This window comes from Rhizobium sp. ERR 942 (genome assembly GCF_007828395.1).
GTDB lineage: Bacteria > Pseudomonadota > Alphaproteobacteria > Rhizobiales > Rhizobiaceae > Rhizobium > Rhizobium dioscoreae.
The window spans coordinates 981,794-998,639 of the sequence record NZ_VIUA01000001.1 but is presented as its reverse complement, the minus strand read 5'-3'; the positions used below and the strand labels follow the sequence as shown (position 1 = coordinate 998,639).

28 protein-coding genes and 1 tRNA gene are annotated in these 16,846 nt (G+C 58.0%); 20 read left to right on the top strand and 9 right to left on the bottom strand.

What is annotated here, in order from left to right; translation table 11 throughout:
• The first annotated feature begins 1 nt into the window (after position 1).
• The 14 genes from FBZ97_RS04935 to FBZ97_RS04875 all read left to right on the top strand — a co-directional run bounded on the left by FBZ97_RS04935 (position 2) and on the right by FBZ97_RS04875 (position 5,656).
• Complete coding sequence (locus tag FBZ97_RS04935; protein ID WP_145316893.1) at positions 2–460, top strand: hypothetical protein; 459 nt, start codon at positions 2–4, stop codon at positions 458–460.
• The gene (locus tag FBZ97_RS04930) at positions 457–774 is read left to right on the top strand and encodes a hypothetical protein (RefSeq protein ID WP_145316891.1); all 318 of its coding nucleotides are present in this window, start codon (positions 457–459) and stop codon (positions 772–774) included. The genes FBZ97_RS04935 and FBZ97_RS04930 overlap by 4 nt, the downstream gene beginning before the upstream one ends.
• Positions 771–1,127, top strand: a complete 357-nt coding sequence (locus tag FBZ97_RS04925; RefSeq protein ID WP_145316889.1) for a hypothetical protein — start codon at positions 771–773, stop codon at positions 1,125–1,127. The genes FBZ97_RS04930 and FBZ97_RS04925 overlap by 4 nt, the downstream gene beginning before the upstream one ends.
• Positions 1,124–1,474 carry a hypothetical protein gene (locus tag FBZ97_RS04920; RefSeq protein ID WP_145316887.1) on the top strand — a complete coding sequence of 117 codons (351 nt, stop codon included), beginning with the start codon at positions 1,124–1,126 and terminating at the stop codon, positions 1,472–1,474. The genes FBZ97_RS04925 and FBZ97_RS04920 overlap by 4 nt, the downstream gene beginning before the upstream one ends.
• A 169-nt stretch (positions 1,475–1,643) precedes the next feature.
• On the top strand, positions 1,644–2,000 hold the full coding sequence (locus tag FBZ97_RS04915) for an HNH endonuclease signature motif containing protein (RefSeq protein WP_145316885.1): 357 nt from the start codon (positions 1,644–1,646) through the stop codon (positions 1,998–2,000).
• Entirely contained in the window at positions 1,997–2,437 is a 441-nt protein-coding gene (locus FBZ97_RS04910; RefSeq protein ID WP_145316883.1) for a hypothetical protein, read from the top strand. The genes FBZ97_RS04915 and FBZ97_RS04910 overlap by 4 nt, the downstream gene beginning before the upstream one ends.
• A complete protein-coding gene (locus tag FBZ97_RS04905) occupies positions 2,434–3,195 on the top strand; it encodes a DNA cytosine methyltransferase (RefSeq protein WP_145316881.1) in 762 nt (253 codons plus the stop codon). The genes FBZ97_RS04910 and FBZ97_RS04905 overlap by 4 nt, the downstream gene beginning before the upstream one ends.
• On the top strand, positions 3,192–3,566 hold the full coding sequence (locus tag FBZ97_RS04900; protein WP_145316879.1) for a hypothetical protein: 375 nt from the start codon (positions 3,192–3,194) through the stop codon (positions 3,564–3,566). The genes FBZ97_RS04905 and FBZ97_RS04900 overlap by 4 nt, the downstream gene beginning before the upstream one ends.
• A 47-nt stretch (positions 3,567–3,613) precedes the next feature.
• Entirely contained in the window at positions 3,614–3,853 is a 240-nt protein-coding gene (locus FBZ97_RS04895) for a hypothetical protein (RefSeq protein ID WP_145316877.1), read from the top strand.
• Positions 3,840–4,151, top strand: a complete 312-nt coding sequence (locus FBZ97_RS04890) for a hypothetical protein (RefSeq protein ID WP_145316875.1) — start codon at positions 3,840–3,842, stop codon at positions 4,149–4,151. The genes FBZ97_RS04895 and FBZ97_RS04890 overlap by 14 nt, the downstream gene beginning before the upstream one ends.
• Positions 4,148–4,882 carry a hypothetical protein gene (locus tag FBZ97_RS04885; protein WP_145316873.1) on the top strand — a complete coding sequence of 245 codons (735 nt, stop codon included), beginning with the start codon at positions 4,148–4,150 and terminating at the stop codon, positions 4,880–4,882. The genes FBZ97_RS04890 and FBZ97_RS04885 overlap by 4 nt, the downstream gene beginning before the upstream one ends.
• A complete protein-coding gene (locus FBZ97_RS04880) occupies positions 4,879–5,148 on the top strand; it encodes a TrmB family transcriptional regulator (protein WP_145316871.1) in 270 nt (89 codons plus the stop codon). The genes FBZ97_RS04885 and FBZ97_RS04880 overlap by 4 nt, the downstream gene beginning before the upstream one ends.
• On the top strand, positions 5,145–5,309 hold the full coding sequence (locus FBZ97_RS34285; protein ID WP_156090741.1) for a hypothetical protein: 165 nt from the start codon (positions 5,145–5,147) through the stop codon (positions 5,307–5,309). Before FBZ97_RS04880 ends, FBZ97_RS34285 begins: the two co-directional genes overlap by 4 nt.
• On the top strand, positions 5,309–5,656 hold the full coding sequence (locus FBZ97_RS04875) for a hypothetical protein (RefSeq protein ID WP_145316869.1): 348 nt from the start codon (positions 5,309–5,311) through the stop codon (positions 5,654–5,656). The genes FBZ97_RS34285 and FBZ97_RS04875 overlap by 1 nt, the downstream gene beginning before the upstream one ends.
• A 50-nt stretch (positions 5,657–5,706) precedes the next feature.
• Here FBZ97_RS04875 and FBZ97_RS34280 read toward each other — a convergent pair whose 3' ends face one another.
• Complete coding sequence (locus FBZ97_RS34280; protein ID WP_186449446.1) at positions 5,707–5,943, bottom strand: hypothetical protein; 237 nt, start codon at positions 5,941–5,943, stop codon at positions 5,707–5,709.
• A 285-nt stretch (positions 5,944–6,228) separates the two neighbouring features.
• Between FBZ97_RS34280 and FBZ97_RS04865 the strand changes: the two genes are divergently transcribed.
• From FBZ97_RS04865 to FBZ97_RS04840, 6 genes are read left to right on the top strand one after another with little or no spacing between them, the layout of a single operon-like run.
• Positions 6,229–6,705, top strand: coding sequence for a hypothetical protein (locus tag FBZ97_RS04865; RefSeq protein ID WP_145316865.1), 477 nt, complete (start codon positions 6,229–6,231; stop codon positions 6,703–6,705).
• Positions 6,698–6,910 (top strand): hypothetical protein, encoded by a 213-nt coding sequence (locus tag FBZ97_RS04860; protein ID WP_145316863.1) that lies wholly within the window; start codon positions 6,698–6,700, stop codon positions 6,908–6,910. The genes FBZ97_RS04865 and FBZ97_RS04860 overlap by 8 nt, the downstream gene beginning before the upstream one ends.
• Complete coding sequence (locus FBZ97_RS04855) at positions 6,910–7,122, top strand: hypothetical protein (protein ID WP_145316862.1); 213 nt, start codon at positions 6,910–6,912, stop codon at positions 7,120–7,122. Before FBZ97_RS04860 ends, FBZ97_RS04855 begins: the two co-directional genes overlap by 1 nt.
• Positions 7,119–7,367: a hypothetical protein gene (locus FBZ97_RS04850; RefSeq protein WP_145316860.1), complete on the top strand. Its 249-nt coding sequence runs from the start codon at positions 7,119–7,121 to the stop codon at positions 7,365–7,367. The genes FBZ97_RS04855 and FBZ97_RS04850 overlap by 4 nt, the downstream gene beginning before the upstream one ends.
• A gap of 47 nt (positions 7,368–7,414) precedes the next feature.
• Positions 7,415–7,648, top strand: a complete 234-nt coding sequence (locus FBZ97_RS04845) for a hypothetical protein (RefSeq protein ID WP_186449445.1) — start codon at positions 7,415–7,417, stop codon at positions 7,646–7,648.
• Positions 7,635–8,819 carry a tyrosine-type recombinase/integrase gene (locus FBZ97_RS04840; RefSeq protein ID WP_186449444.1) on the top strand — a complete coding sequence of 395 codons (1,185 nt, stop codon included), beginning with the start codon at positions 7,635–7,637 and terminating at the stop codon, positions 8,817–8,819. The genes FBZ97_RS04845 and FBZ97_RS04840 overlap by 14 nt, the downstream gene beginning before the upstream one ends.
• 87 nt (positions 8,820–8,906) lie before the next feature.
• On the opposite strand, the gene FBZ97_RS04835 is transcribed toward FBZ97_RS04840, so the two are convergent.
• The 8 genes from FBZ97_RS04835 to FBZ97_RS04800 form a co-directional block, all read right to left on the bottom strand.
• Positions 8,907–8,982, bottom strand: a tRNA-Lys gene (locus FBZ97_RS04835).
• Between the two features lie 124 nt (positions 8,983–9,106).
• On the bottom strand, positions 9,107–10,024 hold the full coding sequence (locus FBZ97_RS04830; RefSeq protein WP_173004625.1) for a PhzF family phenazine biosynthesis protein: 918 nt from the start codon (positions 10,022–10,024) through the stop codon (positions 9,107–9,109).
• A gap of 67 nt (positions 10,025–10,091) precedes the next feature.
• A complete protein-coding gene (locus FBZ97_RS04825; RefSeq protein ID WP_145316856.1) occupies positions 10,092–10,829 on the bottom strand; it encodes an NUDIX hydrolase in 738 nt (245 codons plus the stop codon).
• Positions 10,826–11,941: an endonuclease/exonuclease/phosphatase family protein gene (locus tag FBZ97_RS04820; protein ID WP_113332991.1), complete on the bottom strand. Its 1,116-nt coding sequence runs from the start codon at positions 11,939–11,941 to the stop codon at positions 10,826–10,828. The genes FBZ97_RS04825 and FBZ97_RS04820 overlap by 4 nt, the downstream gene beginning before the upstream one ends.
• A gap of 48 nt (positions 11,942–11,989) precedes the next feature.
• Complete coding sequence (locus FBZ97_RS04815) at positions 11,990–12,985, bottom strand: 2OG-Fe(II) oxygenase family protein (protein ID WP_145316854.1); 996 nt, start codon at positions 12,983–12,985, stop codon at positions 11,990–11,992.
• A 77-nt stretch (positions 12,986–13,062) separates the two neighbouring features.
• Positions 13,063–14,094: an ABC transporter ATP-binding protein gene (locus FBZ97_RS04810; RefSeq protein WP_145316852.1), complete on the bottom strand. Its 1,032-nt coding sequence runs from the start codon at positions 14,092–14,094 to the stop codon at positions 13,063–13,065.
• Entirely contained in the window at positions 14,082–15,776 is a 1,695-nt protein-coding gene (locus FBZ97_RS04805) for an iron ABC transporter permease (RefSeq protein WP_145316850.1), read from the bottom strand. Before FBZ97_RS04805 ends, FBZ97_RS04810 begins: the two co-directional genes overlap by 13 nt.
• Positions 15,777–15,793: 17 nt before the next feature.
• Positions 15,794–16,774 (bottom strand): ABC transporter substrate-binding protein, encoded by a 981-nt coding sequence (locus FBZ97_RS04800; protein ID WP_113354520.1) that lies wholly within the window; start codon positions 16,772–16,774, stop codon positions 15,794–15,796.
• Positions 16,775–16,846 lie beyond the last annotated feature (72 nt).

Here is a 16,846-nt window from a genome sequence, read left to right as displayed (position 1 = left end):
GATGTCGACCAACAATCGCATAGTCGAGACCGAGCAGGCGCGAGATATGCTGGTGAAGTTCATCACCGGCAAGAAGCTTCCATTCACCTGCTCGATCACCGACGGGAAGCATCGGACCAGTGATCAAAACGCCCTTCAGCGTAAATGGGTCTTGGAGATCTCGGCCCAGCTTGGCGACCAGACGCCGGAAGAGGTGCGCGGATATTGCAAGCTTCATTTCGGCGTTCCGATCCTTCGAAACGAGAACAACGTGTTCAAGGCCGAATATGACGCCGTGATCATGCCGCTTCCGTACGAGCACAAGCTGAAGCTCATGATGGTGCCGTTTGATTTTGGCGTCACCCGGATCATGACGACGCGTCAGAAGACGGCCTACCTCGACGCCGTCCACCGGCATTTCTCCGAGCAGGGCGTCATCCTCACCAATCCTGAAGATTTGAAAAATCGGAGGGCCGCATGACCAATCCACGTATTGCCCCTCCATTCGAAGGCCAGCAGTTCACCAGCCATCAGGAATGGGTGAACAAGGCTAGTTCATGGCTAACTCGCCACCCGCAATACAACAATACCGAGCACGGCGAGATCAAGGGCTGGCGCGGCCACCACTTCACCGCCATGTGCTTCGATAGCTTCGGGCGTCGTGTCACCAACGGTGGCGACTTCCGGCGCGCAGAAGAGGAAGGGGCATTCCCGGTATGGTGGATTTGGCCGGATCAGATTGTTGAATTAGTCGCCAGGGTAGCTGGTGATGCTCGTGACAGGAGCGCGGCATGAACCCGAAGCTTCTCCACATCCTGCAACACTCGCTGGGCCTCGACGAGTACGGACGCGGCACCTTTTACCGAAACCGCTTCGTAACTGGCGAAGGCAGTGTCGACCACCCGCTCTGCATGGAGCTCGTCGGTCTCGGCTATATGAAACGCTATCCCGCCGTCGAGTTGTTCGGCGGAAGCGATGCATTCATCGTCACCGAAGAGGGCAAACGCGCCGCCGTAGCCGAGAGCCCGGCCCCTCCGAAGCTATCGCGCAGCAAGCAGCGCTATCTCGACTTCCTTGCCTACGACGGCTCCATGACCTTCATGGAATACATCAGGTGGCGCGACTACCGCGATCGGAGGTCCGCATGAGCCATGATACCCGCTTCATCGATTTCGATCTTCCTGATGGTCGCTTCATCGAAGCTGAAATCGTCATCACCTATTACGGCTGCGGCCCAACAATGCCGAGCTGGGGTTATGCTGGCGATCCGGGCGAAGCACCTGAATGGTATGTCGAGAGCATCGACATCAACGGCGATCGTGTTCCTACCCGCGTCTATAAGCCTTGGTGGTCTGCCCTCAAGAGCGAAATCTTGCTCTCCGATCCGACAATCCCAAACCCTGAATTTCAGACGCTCTCTGACGCTGTCGATAGTTGGCTTTGCGACAACTACGACTTCGAGCCGCCGGAGCCTTGGTATGACGAGGACTTCTGATGACCGACGCTATCCGCAAGCATCTTCTGAAATATCCACACGCTCGATCGACGAGCCTCGCCTACCAACAGATGAAAGCCGAGAAGACAGCTCAGTTGCAGGCAGAAATCGCCGCGGCTCGACGCCGGAAGTTCTTCGCTCGCCTTCTGTCTTGGATATGGAGGCGCGGATGAAGCGGGAAGAGTTCTCCGAGAAAGTCCGAGCCGAAGCCTTTCTTCGTTGTGGCGGCAAGTGCGAGCTCTGCGGCATGCGTCTCAAGGTCGGTGAAGGCGAATACGATCACATAATCGCATATTTCCTGACGCAGGATTCGACGCTCTCGAATTGCCAGGTTCTTTGCGTTCCGTGCCATCGCGGCGTCGGTGCCAAGACAGCTGCTGACCAGAAGATCATTTCGAAAGTGAAGCGCGTCAAGGCCAAGCACGACGGCACCGCAAAAAAGCGCGGCGGCTTCCAATCCAAATTCAAGCGCAAGATGAACGGCGACGTCGTTGACGTCAGAACCGGCGAGGTAATCTCACGATGACCCCCACCGCCAAATCCCTCTCCGAACAGATCAAGAAGGCCATGGAGGGCGTGACGCAGGGAGAATGGAGTGTCGATACCGACGGTTCATTCGGCACGAAGCCGCGCCTTTATAGCGAAGGCGATGACGGCAAGCTTATTGCTGAATTTGGAAATGCCGAAGATCCGGTGACCGCGCAAGACGAGTGGGAGGCCAACGGTGCCTATGCCGCCCTCACCCAACCAGCCAACATGCTCCTCATCCTTTCCGCTCTGGAAGATGCGGAGAGAGAGCGCAACGAACTGCGGGACAAGCTTGCCGAGGCCGTGAAGGTGATCGAGTTCTACGCGAACCCGGACATCTATAAGCCCCACCCGCACGGTCCTGCGTTCGATCGACGTGACGTGAGCTTTTCGGCCCGGTCGTTCCTCTCCTCTGTGAAGGGAGAGGGAGAATGACGGCCTACTATAATGAGATAGACCCGTATGCCGCCCAATGGCTTCGGAACCTGATCGCCGCCGGCCATATCGCTCCCGGCGATGTCGATGAACGTTCAATCGTGGATGTCCAACCTGATGACCTCAAAGGCTATACGCAGTGCCATTTCTTCGCGGGAATCGGCGGATGGTCATTTGCTCTCCGTCTCGCAGGATGGCCCGATAACAGACCTGTTTGGACTGGCTCTTGCCCCTGCCAGCCATTCAGCGTCGGCTCCGTTGCGCATGGAGGAGCGAAGGGCCAAAACGATAAACGCCACCTTTGGCCGAGTTTCTCCGCCATCATCCGAAAGCGATCGCCTGCAGTCATCTTTGGCGAACAGGTTGCAGACGCGATTAAGTGGGGATGGATCGACCAAGTTTTCAGGGATTTGGAAGATGAAGACTACGCCTGCGCGGCGTCGGTTCTTCCAGCTCTTGCCGTCGAGGCGGCACATGAAAGAAAGCGGCTTTATTGGGTGGCCCACGCCAACAGCGCGAGATGGGAAGGACATCAGCACCTCAAACGCCCTTATGTCTCAACGACAGCGGCATTCCCCGTCTATGGCGACCCGATTGCTAGAGCGTGGAGCGCCTTGGACGGTGATTACAGCGGTCTACTGCCTTGCGATGGGATATCCGTGGCAGTGGAACGAGATGCGGCCAAGGGATACGGCAACGCAATTGTCCCGCAAGTCGCGGCCGAAGTAATTGGCGCCTACATGGAGATTGCTCCATGACCCTCTCCACCCTCCTCTCCAAGCTAGAGCGTTCTAAAGACTTCGGAACCGGCCTTGCACAAGAAATCATGTCGGTATGCGGCATTCGCGATTACGAGACGGTCTTTCATCGTGTCCTGAAGCTTGTGGAGTGCGGCGCTACTCTCGACGCCGCCGTTGCTCTGGTAAATCGGCTCCTGCCGGGGTGGTACTGGCGTTGTGGCCAGACATCATTGTTTCCAAAAGGCTGGGCATTCATTTCTGAAGGGCATCCCGACCACACGAGCCCCGGCGTGAACGAATTTGGCTACACGGGTGGGAAAGCAACAGTCTGTTGCGCCCTGCTCATCTGCGCCCTCCGCGCTATCCATGCAAGGGAGGGTGGACGGTGAAAACGAAACTTCAACCGCTTACAGCGCCAGATCCAAGATTTCGGCAGATGGCCCACGATCTGGTCGCAGGCAGCATCGTCACCAAGGCGCACGCTCGCTTTCTTGAGCAAGTGCTTGTCGCGGTCAACCAAGACACGATCCAGCCACTTCGGGACGCCCTTGCGCATGTAACGCAGCACCTCGCGACCTTCTGTGAATACCACCCCGAGGAAATGACCTGCGACATCGCGGCAGCGCTCCACAATGCCCGCGCCCTCTCCAAGGAAAAATACCATGATAACGCCTGAAATGGTAGAAGCCGCCTGCGAAGCCATGGCGATCAAAGTTGCCAAACAGGACGGCGTAGAGCTTTCCAAAGCCGGATATCGCCATGGAGCGGAATCACGCCCCGATGAACATGAGCGGATGCGGGAATATGTGCGTGATGCCCTCGAAGCAGCCATTGCGCTCCTGCCCGGGAAGCCGAGCTCGATCGATCGTCAGAAAGCCGCCGATGCCGCCGTAAAGGCGAACCACGCTTACGGGCAGTGGATGCCGGAACGCTGGCTTCATCTCTTCCTTGATGCCTACGAGGGCAAACTATGATCAGCCTTATGGACGTTCAACGCGGCTATGACGATTGGGCCGCACAACCGCACAACAAAAAGTGGGTAAAGCGCCTCGACGGTACCCCCATTGCCAACGATATCGTCGTTCGCATTTTTGAGGCATTGAAAGACGCCGCTCCCGCGCCGCTGCCTGTGGCGGTGAAGGCGCTGGAGTGGAACCCGTATCGTGCCGAAACTCCATTCGGCTGGTATGAGATCAACGATCAGCGGGGCGTCTCGGATAGCGAACTTAAAGGACGCCCTCCGTTTCTGCTTTGCGGCAGTCGCATGGACTATTCCAGGTATCACACGCTAGAGGCTGCACGATCCGCCGCCCAAGCCGATTACGAGGCTCGAATCCGCTCCGCTCTCTCCTCTCCGGTAGGAGGGACAGCAAACGACGAGATGAACGAAAGCCTGTGGCGTTTCTGGAACGACAAGGCAAAGCAGCTCGCCTCCGATATCGCCGCGCTGAGGGAGGAGAACCGGCGTTTGCGCAATAAAGTCCCAGCCCGCGCGCTAACAGATGGCCAGCTCGACGACGAAGCGGCAGCAATTGACGAGGTCATGGCAGGAGGGTTTGGAGAAGGCGGAGGCTCTCCGGGGGAATGGTGGTACGAGCGTGCCGACGAAATCGACCACGAGCGCAAACGGCGTCAGCTCGAAAAAGATTTGGCTGATCACAATCGTTCCGCCCTCCAGCATGTAGCTAAGGGAGAGCGGGAATGAAGCTTACTGGCTATGAAGCAAAAGCCTTTCTGGCATGGAAAGGTACAGACGAAGATTTCGACGTTCTGAACTTCGCGACCATCGCTTCCCGAGCAGAAATCGATCTGTCGAAGGTGCGGCGCGCTGTTCGCGGTCTTGCTTCAAAGGGACTGACGCGCTTCGTCCGCGTCTCGTGGACCGACGACGGCATTCCGCACGGCGCCGGCTATGGGCTCACCCCTGAAGGCCGTTCCGCCCTCTCCCAGCAAGAGGAGAGCAGAGGATGAGCGAGACGCGCCAGTTTCTCATTTTCATGCTCGTGGTCATGACGATGATGTTTTCGTTCTGGAATTTAACGGAAACACTGAAGGTCAAGGCTACCGTCAATGTCCTATTCCGGCACTATGCCCTCGATCGCGCCGCCCCTCTCGATAAGGGAGGGGAGTGATGGCAGAGAAACTTACGCTTTGGGCCGTCTATACTAACGACGACTTGACCGAAGGCCGAGGCCGCCAGTTCGTGAAGCACTTTTGCAAGATGGAATCCACTGCGATTCGGCTTGCGAAAAAGGGCTACGTCCAAGGAACTGACTGCCCCGTCGAGCCGGTCGACGCCTTTTGTGTCGATGGCAAATACTTCCTCCCCACCTCGATCTTGAACATCGTGCCGCCATCTCCGGAAGACGAGGCTCGTCAACGCATGATTGACGCCAGAAAGCTCGCGCTCAAAAAAGCAAAGGCTCTCGGCCTTAGCGATGAAGAAATCGCCCTCCTTGTGAAAGGCCCCTCTCAATGACGACACCGCATGATAAGGCTCTGGCCGAACTGAGAAATCGTCTCGAAAAGTTACCGAAATCTGATCGAGGCATATCCTGGCAGCTCTATAATTGGCAGCACACCGAGGAACTGACCGTATACGGCGCGACAGCGAACTGCTTGAAGTGGATCATCGACAATACCGATGAGATAATTGCCGCCCTCCACGCCCCGATAGAAGCCGGAAACGGCGGAGAGGGGTGGCTGCCGATCGATGACGAAGCCAAGAGCGGCAAAGATATTCTGGTCTTTGGTGTTGATGCCCATGGAACCAGCCACTACGAAGTCGCTTCATACGAACCGACAGAAAGCGCCCCTTGGGTTTGGCATACGCATGATGGCCTTGCGTATCACGAAGGAGCTTTCTCCCATTGGCGTCCTCTACCCGCTCCTCCTTCCATACATCTACCGCTGGGATCGCCAAGGCCGAAAAGGTCAGCCATGCGAAGTCTTGGCACGCGGCACCATGAATAGCTGCTGCGTCCGTTTCCCCGATGGCTACACCATGATCACGAGCCGGAACGCCATTCGCAAGAACAAGGATTTCCAACAGTGAGCGACACCTGCAAATTCTCAACTTATGGGTACGCCTGCGGTAAGCCAGTCGAGCATGGCCGATATCTCTGCGAAGAACATGCCTCGGCGAAGTGTGCGAGTTGTGGACAACCGGCTACGCATGGGTGCGATTTCTGCGGACAATTCGTCTGCGGGATGCCTTTATGTGACGAGTGCACCTATGGGACAGAACAGGGGAAACCGTCTGGTGCATGGGGCTTCATGAACCACATTCATGTCAGCAAGCCAGAGTTCGCCGACAAGCACGAAAATGCGCGGCTGAAAGCTACGCTCGAATCCGAACGCCAGCGCCATGCAGAGGTGAGGAAGGCTGCTCTTGAAGAAGCGGCCAGGATCGCCGAGCGCACCGGCAGAAACAATGAAGACGACTGGCCCGGTGAAACTTGGATCGCTGAGGTGATCGCAAAGGAAATCCGCGCCCTCCTCTCGAAGCTGGAGAAAGCCAATGTCTGACCGCAATCTTAAACCACACGCCGAAGCGGCACTCGCCATGGCTCTCTGGAGCGAAGAATATGGTGCGCAGAACGGCGGTTCCATGGATTTCTGGGATGGCTTGTCATCGCGCCGCAAGCATCTGTGCGCATCGATCATTGATCGCATTCTGTATGCTGCCCACGAAAATGGCCGTGCCCTCCTGTCTCGGCTGGAGGAGCGGTAATGGTGAAGCTGACGAAAGCCATGCGTGCGTGCCTCGTCTACTATCGCGATAATGAATTCAACCCTGATCGTCACGCCTATCCACCGTACGATTTCAATATTCGCCAGGTCAATCGCGCGCTCGATCTCGACTATCTGAAGGTTGGTCCGGGCGGATGGCATATTTTGTCAGACGCCGGCCGCGCCGCTCTTAACGAGGAGGGCGGGAAGTGACGGACATCATAGCACGCCTGCGGAAAACCGGGCACATTGATTATGCGCTGCTGGACGAAGCCGCTGACCGGATCGAAGAGCTTGAGCAGGCTGCAAGGCTCGTTGAAGAATGGTGGCTTGAGCAAGGATCAGCCCATTTTACTGGCGCTCCATATGCCATATTTGCGCTTCGGTCGGCCCTCTCGGACTCCACCCCCACTCTATTGCAAGAACAAAAGGCCAACGGCGATAAGGAGGGGAAATGAGCGCACGGCGCCCATCATCTATTCCAGCCGGAAGCTGGCCGCCTCGCATGACCGCCGAGCTTGCCGCAGGCTATTGCGGCGAAAAGCACGTCGAGGATTTCCTTGATCGGGTCGGCACGACCTATCCAGCACCCCGTGTTGTTGACACGACACGTCGAAAGTTTTGGTATCGAGATGATCTCGACCGCGCCATGAACATCGGCGCAAGTGAGACGCCATCGGGTATGGGAGCATTGTTCCGTGACAAGATCAGGGAAAAGCGGAATCGTGGAACTGCCTAAACACGTGCATCGGGTGACGAAACGCCGCAAAAAGGGACCGGAAACGGTCTATACGTTCTACACGAAGTTTCGAAACCAAAAGCATGCATGGCCGTCGATCGCTCTTCCTGAGCCACTTGACCAGGACTTCTCTCACCGCCTGGCAATATGTGAAGCTCTTGATCGTGATGAGAAAGGCTTTCTGCTAGACGGAAAGCGCCTTCCTGAGCTGGGAGAAAAGAACTTTTGGCCCGAGGCGACAGCCGCGATGGAAGCCTACATTCGGCGTGGGCGCGAAGGAATAAAAGATTTCAAAGCTATGGTTGAGGCGTTTCAGGACGAACGAAACCCGATCTGGTCTGAGCTCTCCAAATCGACGCGCCGCGGATATACGGCTTCGGGGACGCTGATCAAGGAGGTTTGGGGCAACAAGCTCCCGGCAGATCTAACGACGGTGGACGCTCAAGAGGCGATCGACGCGCTGGGGGATACGCCGGCCACCGCCAACCAATTCCGCGCCTTTCTGTCGCGCCTCATGTCCTGGGGCGTGCCGCGCGGATATTGCACCTTTAATCCGATCGAAAAGACGGAAAAGATTCCTGGCGGCGAACCGTGGGTGCCGTGGCCAAATTGGGCATTCGAAATCCTCTTCGAACATGCACCCTTTCATCTGCAGATGATTGCGATGTCGGCTTTCTTCACTGGTCAGCGCCAGGGCGATGTCATCGCTATGGTCAAGCCAAAGGTTGGCGAAACCACCATCGCCGTAAAAGCTCAGAAGACAAAGAAAACAGTTTGGATACCGATCCACTCGGCTTACCGTAAGTGGATAGATCGCGTTCCAAACAATGACAGCGTGTTATTGCATGCTGGTTCTCGCACCAAGTCTTACAAGACCGCAGACGGCTTTCGCACAGAATGGCAAAAGCTAATGGACAAAGACCAATTCAAGCGCTTCCGTGACGAGCGCATCGTCTTTCATGGCCTGCGCAAAAATGCCGTTATCAATCTCCTTGAGGTCGGCTGCACTGAAAACCAGGTCGGGGCGATCTGCAATATGTCAGCCCAGATGGTTCAGCATTACGGCAAGGAAGTTGCGCTGCGCAGCTTGGCGCGCGATGCGATGAAGCTCATGGAAAGTCGCTGGAGCGAGATCGAACCGGCTGCCTTTCGGAACAGGAACGGAACGTGAATTGGAAACCGTTTCCAATTTGTTGGAAACCGGACCGCCGAAAACTCTTGAGACGTTACAGATTAGTCAACGATTTCAAGGAGTTTTTGGTGGGTGATGTAGGGCTCGAACCTACGACCCGCTGATTAAGAGTCAGCTGCTCTACCAACTGAGCTAATCACCCGTACCGCTTGCTGGCGGCGTGACCGGGCATATAAATAGGATCGGTTTGATTGTCCAGCGGCCAGACGAATTTTCTTTGTTTTTTTGTCAAAAAAATTTCAGAGGCCGCCGAAAACTCAATAAAATCAAAGCTCAAGAATTCCTGATGCAACACGCACCGCCTGGCCGCCGATGCGTGCATTGGCGATCAGGCCGCCATCGATGTCGAGGTGAAGATGAATCAGCGACGGCCGGCCCATCTCGATGCCCTGCTCTATGATGACCGGATGATGTCCATCCGGCAGGGCGTCGAATTGATTGATCGCACCGGATAGCGCCGCCACCGCAGCACCTGTCGCAGGGTCCTCGACGATACCCATTCCCACGGGGAACATGCGCGCATGGAATTTGGCAACGTGATTGACGCCGCCGCGACAATAGATGAAAGCCGAGGCAAGCGCGCCGTCGACGAACGGCACCGTCTTTTCCCAGAGCTGCTGATCGAATTCCAGCCTTTCCGCCGCGCCGACATCGTGGACCGGCACCAGAAGAAACGGTACTCCGGCACTCCAGATCGAGGGCACATGATTCTCGAAGCCGATTTCGGTGATCTTCAGGCTGAGTGCATTGGCGATATCGGCCCTGTCGAGCGGCAGCAGGATCTCCTGCGACTTTTTCGGCAGGTCGAACTCTGCAAAGCTCGCCTTGTTCTGTCGCAGCTTGATGGCGCAGCGCACCGGCCCGACGCGCTCGTCGAGAACAGAAACGAGATCGAGATCTCCGCCATGATTGGCATGGGCCTTCTCAGCCAAGGCGATCGCCGTGCCAACGGTCGGATGCCCGGCAAAAGGCAGTTCGCGACCAGGCGTGAATATCCGCAGATTTGCCGTATGGGCGGGATTTTGCGGCGGTAGCACGAATACGGTCTCGGAAAGGTTCATCTCCCTGGCGATCGCCTGCATCGCCTCGTCGCTCAACCCTTCGGCATCGAAGATGATCGCGAGTGGATTGCCCGCCAGTTTGCTGTCGGTGAACACATCATAGACACTGTAGCTGCGCGCCAATCCGGCCTCCATCATGCTTCCAGACTTGAATATTCATAACTGCAAGCGACTCCAGCGCAAGCCCAAGCTATTTGTCGCTGCCGAAGAACCAGGCGAGAATAGGAAGCATCGCAATATTGTAGGGATGCGCCGTTGGGTCGGCCGATCGAATAGCGACCACGCCATCGACCTCGTCCTCTTCGGAAACGAGCATATGCGCCTCGATCCGCCGAAGCATGTCCTCGGCCGTCCATGGAAAACGGAAGACTCGAAGAAGCGTGATCGAACGCCTTATATGCATTGCGTGATATCCGGATACCGGCGCGGCATCTTTTAGATCGAGACCAGTCTCCTCCAACACCTCGCGCCGCATATTGCCTTCCACATCGGCACGCCCGTCGGCGATATCGTTCTCATCCATCGATCCGGAGGCACAGTAGACCTGACCGGGATTTGCGGTATGGGCGGCCATGCGTATCGCGATGATCGCTCCATCCGACGATACGATGACGGGAAAAGCAAAAAGGTGAAACGCTCCCGGCTGCCGCTGCTTTCGCCAAAAGAGAAATGTCGAGAAGGGTGCTACATAGGCCTCCCCCTTCACCGCACCGCCTGTAAGCGACAGCCTGTGCTGCAAGATCATGCGACCGTCATAGAGTAATGGATTGGCGGCAATTTCCCTTGCCCAATTTTCCCGCGCCGCCTCTTGCGCGTGCATGTGAAACGGATGTTCGCCGCGAAACACCGTAAGGTCGATGCTGGAGACGGGGAACACGGTGCTTTCCGGCGGCCAGCCGGCCATGTCGTTCTGTTCTGAGAGGGTCATATCAAATCCAATGTCATGACGACGGGGCAATGGTCGGAGGCCTTCGGCCTGTCCCAGCCGACGCGCGGATAACGCTCCACCTCCTGCCCCGGTGGAAAAATCGTACGGAAAGGCTGGCCCGAACGGATGATATCGGGCATGCGCGTCGCATTGGCCCGCGCCAGAGCGGGAGAGAGCCAGATATAATCGAGCTGGCAAAGGCGCTGCTCCTGTGGTCCGCGGGCGTGGTAAAGCGTCCAGCGGTCAAGTTCGTCGCGCCGCTGCATGACATTTTCGGCGAAACCATCATGGCTGAAGACATCGAGTGCGCTCCCCTTCTCCTCGCCGCGCGGTTCGAAGCGATAGCCGGTGCGGCGCGTGCCGATGACATCAACCCATTCCTGATAGTCGTTCATATCGCCGCAGATGGCGAAATTCTTCGTCGCCGTGTGGCCGGCCCCGAAACGATCTTCGATGATGCGGCGAACCGCCATGGTCTCCGCCCGGCGGATCGGCATGGTCGCATGACGTCCATCCAGGCCTTCACGCGCCGGTCCCATCGATTTCAGATGGATGACGTAGAGCGAGAACGGTACGCCACCGATATGGAGATGCAGCTCCAGGCAATCGCGCTTGAAGATCTTGTCCTCCGAATGAAGGCCGAGCTCCGCAAGCTCGTCATTGAAGAGGCCGAAATTGCCATAGGTCACCATGGCGTGACTCTTGATATCGTTGAGGATGATCGGCTGGCCGTCGCGCGTCTCCTCGCGCATCATGACGGCCACATCGATGCCACGGCTGTCATTGCCTTCGATGAGGAACTTCTGGCGGTAGCCATTGCCGACCATGCGATAGAGATAACCATATTCGAAAGCCTGCAGCGCCGCCATGTTGTCGACCTCCTGCAAGCAGATGATGTCGGCATCGGCATCCGCGATCGCAAGCGCCGTCATCTGCCTTGTGTCATCGGTGGCGGCAACCACCCGGGCTGCCTCCAGCTGCTGATAGACCTCTTCATTGCGAACATCGAAAAGCTGCAACACGCGATCCTGGCGCAACTGGTTGCGAAAACCAGTGTAATCAAAACGGGTCAGAAGGTTTTCGACATTGAAGGTCGCAAGGCGCAGGGACATGAAGCATTCCGATTTAAGAAGAATATGAGCCGGCTTATTATACTCACATCATCCAGCTTTGGCTGTTACAGTCGATTTGAACTTGCCCATCAGATACGGTCCGGACAGAACAGGCGCATATTTCGGCTCCTCGCCTTCCTTGAGGCATGACGGCAGGCAGGCGATCTCGGCAAACCAGTTCGGCTGATGGAAGAAGGCAAGGGATTGCCGCCGCTGCATGCCGCCCTCCTCCGGCGGCGGATTGACGACGCGATGCACGGTCGAGACCCAGCGATCGTTGGTCCAGAGCGCCATCAGGTCGCCGATGTTGATGACGAAAGCACCCTCCACCGGCGGCACCGGCGTCCAGTTGCCATCAGGAGCGATGATCTCGAGCCCTTTCGAGCCGGGTTGCGGCAGGAGGATCGTCAGGCTGCCGTAATCGGTATGCGCGCCGGCGCGAAGCTGGCCCGGCTGCGGCGGCACATCCTGCTCGGGATAGTTCAACGCCCTCAGCGCACTGATCGGCGCATCGACGTGCGGATCGAAGAAGTGTTCATCGAGGCCGAGCGCCGTCGCGAACACGCGCATGATGCGCGCCGCCAGATCCTCCATCGCCCGATAATAAGCCTTCCAAGCCTCCACGAACCCTTCTGGCGCCTCCGGCCAGATGGTGGCGGCATAGCAGAAGCCGAGCGCTTCCGGATCGCTCATGCCTGCGGGAATGGAAAGCGGACCTCCATTAAAGCTCTCCTTCAGGTCCGGCGGTGTGTCGACATTGCGCGATTTTGCCAGCGCTTCGGTGCCCGGCCCGAGATAGCCGTAAGGGTAGCCGGGATAGAGCGTCTTGGCGCGCTGCTTCGTTTCGGGCGGCAGATCGAAGAAGGACTGCGTTTTCTTCCAGACCTCTGCGATGACGGCATCCGCAACGCCGTGATTGGCAATTGCCAGAAAGCCGGTCGAGCGGCATATCCGATCCACCTCCGCGCCGAGCCGCTTTTTCTCGTCGTGACCGGCTGCTTCGAAAGCGCCGAGGTCGAAAATCGGAAAGCTATGATCGGACATGCGCGACTCCCCTTCGTGACGTCGAGCAAATCAAGCATAGGAGGCGACAGGGAACAACCATCTTGTCCCTTGCCCGATCAAAGCCGCCAAGCCGAGCGGATGGCGACCCGGTAGTCGTCGCCAGCGGTGACGGCATCGCGGCTATAGGCACGCAGCACCTGTCCATCCGGCATAGACAATCTTAGCGCATAACGCTCGCCCTCATAGAGAACGGAAACGACGCGGCATGAAATGCCCTCCCCGTCGGCAACCACGTCTTCAGGCCGCACGAGAATATCCGCACTGGCCGAGCCGCCTGCCCGATTCTCCCACAGGCCTCGGAAGGACGGCCAATCGATACGGCGCAGACCGCCATCGGGAAACGCGAGCGACAGAATGGCACCCTGCCCGACCAATCCGCCGACCATCTTGCCTTCGGGGCGTGCATAGATCTCCGCCGGCGGCGCCACCTGCAGGAGCCGCCCTTCGGACATGACGGCGACATCGGTCGCAAGCGCCATCGCTTCGCTCTGGTCGTGCGTGACATAAACCATGGTGGCACCTGAGCGCTGGTGAAACTCGCGAAACGTCTCCTCCATCTCCTTCTTTAGATGGCGATCGAGATTGGCAAGAGGCTCGTCGAGCAGCACGACATCGGGCGATGTCACTAGGCAGCGAGCAAGCGCCACGCGCTGCCTCTGACCACCGGAGAGATCGGCTGGCCGGCGCTCGGCATAATCGTCAAGCCGCACGGTCGCCAAGGCCTCGCGCACCTTCTCTCGGTAACGCTCGCCGGAAATGCCGCGCACCTTCAGCGGATAACCGACATTGTCTGATACGTTCATATGCGGCCAGAGCGCATAGGATTGAAACACCATCGCCATGTTGCGCCGCTCAGGCGGTAACATGTTTGCGGCATCCGCCAGCAGCCGCTCTCCGAGATGAATGGAGCCATCCGTTGGCTGTTCGAAACCGGCGATCATTCTGAGTACGGTCGTCTTGCCGCAGCCCGAGGGGCCGAGAAGCGCCAGGAAGCCGCCTTCACGCACATCGAGCGACAAGGCGTTGACGGCAGAGCGCCCGCCCGTGCCGAAATCCTTGCTGACATGATTGAGGATCAGCTTCGCCAAGGCACCACTCCCTTCGGCAGGCGCTTGGCCATGATTTCCAGAAGCACCATCATGATGACGACCATGGCGATGACGATAACCGACATGGCCGAGGCAAGATCGGCACTGCCGCCATCGTCGAGATTGTAAATGACGACGCCGAGCGTCTGGGTGCCGGCCGACCATAACAGCGCCGAAACAGTGAGTTCGTTGCAGGCGATAAGGAAGACCAGGATCACCGACGCGCCCGCCGCCGGCGCAATCAGTGGCACGATGATATCCATAAGTCGGCGGAAGAAGCCGGCGCCGGAAAGCCGTGCCGCCTCTTCCAGTGCTGGATCGAGCTGCAGGAAAGCGCTCATGACCGGCTTCAGACTGACGGCGAAATAGGCGGAGAAATAGGCAAGCAGGATGATCCAGATCGTCCCGTAAAGCGTGACATTCAAGATCGGAAGCGGCGCCGCGAACACCAGAATGAAGCAGACGGCGATGATGATGCCCGGAAGCGAATAGGGGATCTCGATCATGCCACCGACGATGCGGCTCAGCATGTCCTTCCGCCGCGTCAGCGCATAGGCCGCGAGCACTGTCACCAGCAGGAGACCAAAAGCTGTCATGCCAGCTAGAAACAGCGAATTGGAAAAGGCTGTGCGCGTTATGCTCTGCCGAAACAGTATTTCGGTGAAGGCGTTCAGCGATGCCGTCTTGAAGGTCAAAGGCACGCCATACGCCGGCACCAGCGCGCCGGCAACCAGCGCCAGGAAGGGCGCGACAAGCATGACGAACAGGACGGCGTAAAGCACCGGTAGCGCCAGAAAGCGCCAGCGACCGAGCGAAAAGGCGGCCGTCGCGCCGGAAATGCCGATGACGCGATAGTCACGGCCCTTCAAGGCCCTGCCCTGTACCGCAAGGCCGGCAACGGCGATGACCGCGATCATCGTCGACAGCACCGCAATATCGCCGAATGTACGCGGCCCGAAATTGGAAAACTTGGTGAAGATCAGCGTCGACAGAGTGTAGATCGACGCGGGAATGCCGAGGATCGCGGGAATGCCGAAATTGCCGATAGACGAGACGAAGGCGATCGCGGCGCCTGCAATGACACCGGGCAGAGACAAGGGCAGGATTATATCACGAAAGACACGCAGGCCGGACGCGCCAGAAAGCCTCGCGGCCTCGACACCATCACGCGGCAGCACCATCAGGCCAGCGCGCAACGCGAGATAGACGAGCGGCGCATGCTGGACGCCGTAGAGAAGCGCAATACCGCCAACGGAATAGAGCGGCTGCGGCGAGCCGAGCGGCGGCGCGATATGCAGCGCTTTCAGCAAGGGACTCGACGGTCCTGACATCTGTACCCAGGCGAGCGCCGTCACCTGCGGCGGGATCATCATCGGCAGCACGAAGAGGAAACCGAGCAATCCCCTGCCTGACAAATCTGTCAATGTCAGCAGGAATGCGAAGAGGCAGCCGAGCAAGACGGAAACGACGGTGCCGAGCACAGCTGTTTCTATCGTGTACCAGGCCGAGCGCCAGAGCGAGGGATCGGTGACGAGTTCATAGGTGCCGCCTTTGAGCAGCGCCTCGATGCCGACGAACGCCAGCCGCGCCAGCGGCAGGACGCTGAGCAAAAGCACGACGGCAACAACAAAAGGAAACAGCCAGGCCGGCTGGCTGTTTCCTCGACGCACATATGAGTACATTCCAGATCCGGGTCGGATTACTTCGACTTGAAGTAGGTGGAGAAGGTCTTCAGGTCCTGATCCGTGTTCTTGAGAGCATCGGCTGCATTCAACGGCAAAACCTTGATGCTGTCACGTGCCGGAAAACCTTCCGGCAGCGGCGTGCCATTGCGGGCCGGAATATACCCAAGCTTCAAGAAGCCTTCCTGGCCTTTTTCGGAGAGGACGTAATCGACAAACTTCTTGGCCGCATCGGCGTGCTGCGTGCTGGCAAGAATGCCGACCGGCTCGGTGACGGCCGAAACGCCTTCCTTCGGGAAAACGAACTCCAGCGGAGCGCCCTTGGCCTTTTCACGGATCGGCATGTAGTCGACAATCATGCCATAGGCCTTCTCGCCAGAAGCAACCGACTTGAGCACGGCACCATTGCCGCCCGAGGCGATCGCACCGTTGTCGGCCAGGTTCTTGTAGTAATCCCAACCGAGGCTGCTGACGCCGGCAAGCGTCTGTGCGTGGATGAGAGCGGCGCCCGAGGCAAGCGGGCTCGGCATGGCGACCAAGCCTTTTGCTTCGGGCTTCACCAGATCCTGCCAGCTTGCCGGCTTCATTGCGGCCGCCGTGTTATAGACGATGCCGGTCGTGATCAGCTTGGTGGAGTAATAATAACCATCGGCGTCATAGAGCGAGGCATCGTAGTTCTTGGCTTCCGGTGACTTGTAGGCGAGCAGCTTGCCGGCTTCCTTCAGGCGCTCCAACGTCACCGTATCGGCGATCAGCAGGACATCGGCAACCGGAGCGCCGGCCTGCATTTCGGCCTGCAGTTTGGCGATGATCTGCGGCGTGCCGTCGCGCACCCAATCGACCTTGATGCCAGGATTGGCGGCCATGAAGCCATCGACGGTCGCCTGCGCATCGGCATTCGGCTGGCTGGTATAGAGGACGAGATCGGCGGCATTGGCGCTGCCGGAGAAAAGGGCAATGGCCAACAGGCCGGCAAAGGCGGAAACAAAGGTCTTCATGAAAACGTCCTCGGCTAGGTTGTAGGAGGTTGTCTAGACGCAGGGCTTAACATGATTGTGACAGTTGAATTT

Bases quoted from the DNA above. Each gene is read 5' to 3' on its own strand.
- FBZ97_RS04875 (WP_145316869.1), top strand. From the start codon at position 5,309: ATGGCAGAGAAACTTACGCTTTGGGCCGTCTATACTAACGACGACTTG.
- FBZ97_RS04805 (WP_145316850.1), bottom strand. From the start codon at position 15,776: ATGTACTCATATGTGCGTCGAGGAAACAGCCAGCCGGCCTGGCTGTTT.
- FBZ97_RS34280 (WP_186449446.1), bottom strand. From the start codon at position 5,943: ATGGGCATCAACACCAAAGACCAGAATATCTTTGCCGCTCTTGGCTTC.
- FBZ97_RS04935 (WP_145316893.1), top strand. From the start codon at position 2: ATGTCGACCAACAATCGCATAGTCGAGACCGAGCAGGCGCGAGATATG.
- FBZ97_RS04930 (WP_145316891.1), top strand. From the start codon at position 457: ATGACCAATCCACGTATTGCCCCTCCATTCGAAGGCCAGCAGTTCACC.
- FBZ97_RS04925 (WP_145316889.1), top strand. From the start codon at position 771: ATGAACCCGAAGCTTCTCCACATCCTGCAACACTCGCTGGGCCTCGAC.
- FBZ97_RS04885 (WP_145316873.1), top strand. From the start codon at position 4,148: ATGATCAGCCTTATGGACGTTCAACGCGGCTATGACGATTGGGCCGCA.
- FBZ97_RS04905 (WP_145316881.1), top strand. From the start codon at position 2,434: ATGACGGCCTACTATAATGAGATAGACCCGTATGCCGCCCAATGGCTT.
- FBZ97_RS04910 (WP_145316883.1), top strand. From the start codon at position 1,997: ATGACCCCCACCGCCAAATCCCTCTCCGAACAGATCAAGAAGGCCATG.
- FBZ97_RS04900 (WP_145316879.1), top strand. From the start codon at position 3,192: ATGACCCTCTCCACCCTCCTCTCCAAGCTAGAGCGTTCTAAAGACTTC.
- FBZ97_RS04855 (WP_145316862.1), top strand. From the start codon at position 6,910: ATGGTGAAGCTGACGAAAGCCATGCGTGCGTGCCTCGTCTACTATCGC.
- FBZ97_RS04915 (WP_145316885.1), top strand. From the start codon at position 1,644: ATGAAGCGGGAAGAGTTCTCCGAGAAAGTCCGAGCCGAAGCCTTTCTT.
- FBZ97_RS04845 (WP_186449445.1), top strand. From the start codon at position 7,415: ATGACCGCCGAGCTTGCCGCAGGCTATTGCGGCGAAAAGCACGTCGAG.
- FBZ97_RS04890 (WP_145316875.1), top strand. From the start codon at position 3,840: ATGATAACGCCTGAAATGGTAGAAGCCGCCTGCGAAGCCATGGCGATC.
- FBZ97_RS04860 (WP_145316863.1), top strand. From the start codon at position 6,698: ATGTCTGACCGCAATCTTAAACCACACGCCGAAGCGGCACTCGCCATG.
- FBZ97_RS04825 (WP_145316856.1), bottom strand. From the start codon at position 10,829: ATGACCCTCTCAGAACAGAACGACATGGCCGGCTGGCCGCCGGAAAGC.
- FBZ97_RS04820 (WP_113332991.1), bottom strand. From the start codon at position 11,941: ATGTCCCTGCGCCTTGCGACCTTCAATGTCGAAAACCTTCTGACCCGT.
- FBZ97_RS04895 (WP_145316877.1), top strand. From the start codon at position 3,614: ATGGCCCACGATCTGGTCGCAGGCAGCATCGTCACCAAGGCGCACGCT.
- FBZ97_RS04800 (WP_113354520.1), bottom strand. From the start codon at position 16,774: ATGAAGACCTTTGTTTCCGCCTTTGCCGGCCTGTTGGCCATTGCCCTT.
- FBZ97_RS04815 (WP_145316854.1), bottom strand. From the start codon at position 12,985: ATGTCCGATCATAGCTTTCCGATTTTCGACCTCGGCGCTTTCGAAGCA.
- FBZ97_RS34285 (WP_156090741.1), top strand. From the start codon at position 5,145: ATGAGCGAGACGCGCCAGTTTCTCATTTTCATGCTCGTGGTCATGACG.
- FBZ97_RS04880 (WP_145316871.1), top strand. From the start codon at position 4,879: ATGAAGCTTACTGGCTATGAAGCAAAAGCCTTTCTGGCATGGAAAGGT.
- FBZ97_RS04920 (WP_145316887.1), top strand. From the start codon at position 1,124: ATGAGCCATGATACCCGCTTCATCGATTTCGATCTTCCTGATGGTCGC.